Source organism: Serratia sp. 506_PEND, from assembly GCF_001076875.1.
Classification (GTDB): domain Bacteria; phylum Pseudomonadota; class Gammaproteobacteria; order Enterobacterales; family Enterobacteriaceae; genus Serratia; species Serratia marcescens.
Genome location: NZ_JVEL01000525.1, coordinates 1 through 3167 on the forward strand (window position 1 = coordinate 1; position 3167 = coordinate 3167).

The following is a 3167-nucleotide window of genomic DNA, read 5'->3' on the forward strand; positions in this document are numbered from 1 at the left end:
AAGGCGGGGAGCACGTTGCTGTGACACATGACCGCCCTGTTCCATCGGGGACGGAAACAAGGGGGATGACAAAGCCGCAGCGCAAGCGACTGACCAGAGGGAGGGAGTGCGAACGGGTGCCGGCATCAGGCTTCAGCCGACCCTTGTTTATGGACCGGAACAGGGCAGTGTCAGTCACAGCAAAAGTGAACACCGCTGACAACGGGGGCAAAGTGGGCACCGGAAGAAGCCGGTTTACCGGCTTTCCTTAGCGGCCAGCTGTGCTGGCCAGTGAGAGCGGCGCTGCCGGTACGGCAGCTGCAAGCGCAGGGCCGCAGTTTTGCGGCTGGCAGAATAGTAAAAGGGACTGCCCGATTGCTCAGACAGTCCCTTCAAAAAGGCGCTTCAGGACTTACCAGACTGCATCATTTTCCCTGAAAAGCGGGGGTTGCCCCCCGCTCCAGGTTGCTACTTACCGGATTCGTAAGCCATGAAAGCCGCCACCTCCCTGTTTCCGTCCCGGTACCGGATTTCGCAGAGCGATTTCCGGGTCAGGGCGGTGAATATCAGCAGTGTGAGACACACTATTAATACGCACCAGATAAGGGCGTTGGGTGGCATCTTCATGGCCTTCTTCTCCTTGCCTTGCGGCGGGTAAGAGGCTATCCTGATGTTGTCTAGGCATGCAGGTGGCCTCGTTGGTGATTAAAAAATTACCTTCGGGGCTTTCTTCTTTCTGCCGCACAACATCCAAACCACTGAAACATCATGAGGCAAAAAGCCTCAAGCGCCACGCTCATTATACCGCCAGTCATCCCATTCTGACCAGGAATAACCACTAAAATCCATGCAAATTCAGCAGCCTGAATAACCCAGTTTATTCGGCACGTACAGCCTTTCCTGCGCCCGGACCACCTCGGGGGTATCCCGGACAATTGCCGCCAGATTCAGCACCAGTGTGAACAGCGATTCAGATCCATAACGCAGCCACTCCAGCTCAGCAATTGACGGGAAACGCGGCTGCCAGCGCCAGAACATGTTGAGCCAGTCAACTTCCTTCAGGTCCGGATGCCGCTTATTCCACTGGCAGAAGGTATCCGGACTCTGGAAATTCAAATCCAGGGCAGCCAGCTGCACAACGCGATGATACTGAATCGCCTCCTGCTCCCGCTGCCGTTCCCACTGGCGGCGGGATTTGATGCTGGACTTATGCGCACTCAGCCTGGCGCGCTGTCGATCACGCTCCATCTGCTGAAATTCAACCTCAGGGAACAGCCAGTGCCGTGTTGAGCTGCACAATGGCGTCGGGCAATACTCGCCACGGGTTCGAATCAACGTATCAAATGCCATTTCGTAATCTCCCAACGTAGCCAGCCTCTCGCGGGGGTTCCACATGATGCCGACAACGGATTTCAGTGCTTTACCAGTAACTTTCCCTCGCCCTGTCAGCCGCCTGAAGAAGGCGGCCGCATAGGGGTAGTAATTGAAGCGGCGGCTTCCCGTGTCACTTTCGACGTCGATAATCGCCTGCAATGCCGCCTGCCGCTCCGGCCAGAGTGGCACCAGGGAAAGATGCTTCGGAACAGAGCCGCCCTCCCGGGCGGTCTTCGAGGGTTTTACTCCGCGTCCGTCTGAGGAAACTGCTCGCTTATCCAGGCACGTAACCGGCGCATGTTCAGCAGCACAGGCTTCACTGTCTCGCCGTTCCCGGCAATCCGTTCCGGTATGGCCGTCTTCAGCATGGCAAGGTCCAGCTTTTTTTCGGCAGCCACCTTAGTGACCTTCTCCACCATGTCGGAAACCAGTTCGTCGGAGACGTCCCCATCAAAACATGGACGAAGCCAGGCATCCGGATGTTCAGGACTCAGGCCAAATACTGCCAGCAGCTTCTCAGCCGCGCGGTTTTGTGCCGGAGTGTCGCATTTCACCGTACCCGTCTCCGCATCCACGCAGACACCGTGCCATTCAGCATGAACAAAGGGGGAAAGGGCATTAATACATCCCAGCTCATTTCGGTTCAGAAGGTTTGCGATCGTTGCCGCATCGTGGTGTTCCAGCATCATGGCCGTGGCAATCCCGATAGCGTTAACCATGACGCCGTGCGTGCCGATATGGCGGGTGCGGTACAGCGCGGGGCCCACATTTTCAGTCAGCCATGCCCAGTGCAGCGCCTTGCTCCACGCCTTCCACAAATTGATGGCATCTCCACGGAGCACATCGGAAATCTCGTCACTGGCACGCAGTCCAAACATTTTGCGGGTAGCGTCATGCAGTGCTTTAAAGCTGATAAGCAGGTCACTTTTAGCCGGGACCACGTTGTGCTCGTAATCCACGCGACCGTTGAGGGCCGGTACGGCGCTCACAATCTGACGGACCAGATCATTGACCGGATCTTTATGGTTGTACGCCATTGAGATGGCCGTGGCCGGTTTGCTGGCATTGTTGTTGATGTCAGCAAAGAACTGCTGACGGGCCTTCAGAGACAGCCCTTCCGTCAGCAGCAGTGTGATGGTATCGGGTGAATCTTTCCGCGCGGTAATATAGTCAATGATCCCCCGGGAGCGGGTCTGGCCGTCAAACAGACGAATATCTGCATCCATTGAAATAAATAACGTCCCCAAACCACCTTTCACCCCTTCCGCCTCTTCAAAGCGAACCACGCCATCGATATTGCCGACCAGCGTGGGCAGCATATAGTCGGTCTTATTGTCATAGCCACTGGTCAGGTAGCCGGTGACTTTTTTAGCCCGGCCCAGGTGGACCTCACGCTGGGAGCGGGACATCACATCCCCTGCATCGTCAAACGCCATAATGCGTTTCAGCATATTCATCGGCGCGCAGAGCATGTACTGGACACGGCCGCCCTGGTGGCAGCGAATAGCGGGGAACTGGAAAAAGTGCTCTTGGGTCTGGGTCGTCATGATGGCCTCCTTCGGCTTCTTTCTGGTGTCCTCCCTTTTCCGTTTCCGAAAGGCGGGGAGCACGTTGCTGTGACACATGACCGCCCTGTTCCATCGGGGACGGAAACAAGGGGGATGACAAAGCCGCAGCGCAAGCGACTGACCAGAGGGAGGGAGTGCGAACGGGTGCCGGCATCAGGCTTCAGCCGACCCTTGTTTATGGACCGGAACAGGGCAGTGTCAGTCACAGCAAAAGTGAACACCGCTGACAACGGGGGCAAAGTGGGC

Annotated in this window: 3 protein-coding genes and 1 pseudogene; all 4 read right to left on the reverse strand. The window is 56.7% G+C overall.

Annotated features, from left to right (window positions below; translation table 11 throughout):
- Positions 1-447 precede the first annotated feature (447 nt).
- Positions 448-567 (reverse strand): type I toxin-antitoxin system Hok family toxin, encoded by a 120-nt coding sequence (locus ADK28_RS22220; protein WP_275452769.1) that lies wholly within the window; start codon positions 565-567, stop codon positions 448-450.
- Positions 515-664 (reverse strand): annotated as a pseudogene (locus tag ADK28_RS33110) (DUF5431 family protein); the annotation flags it as partial. The gene ADK28_RS22220 and the pseudogene ADK28_RS33110, both read right to left, overlap by 53 nt.
- 170 nt (positions 665-834) lie before the next feature.
- On the reverse strand, positions 835-1542 hold the full coding sequence (locus ADK28_RS22225; RefSeq protein ID WP_049190974.1) for a plasmid SOS inhibition protein A: 708 nt from the start codon (positions 1540-1542) through the stop codon (positions 835-837).
- A gap of 53 nt (positions 1543-1595) precedes the next feature.
- Entirely contained in the window at positions 1596-2900 is a 1305-nt protein-coding gene (locus ADK28_RS29295; RefSeq protein ID WP_161802726.1) for a DGQHR domain-containing protein, read from the reverse strand.
- Between the last annotated feature and the right edge of the window lie 267 nt (positions 2901-3167).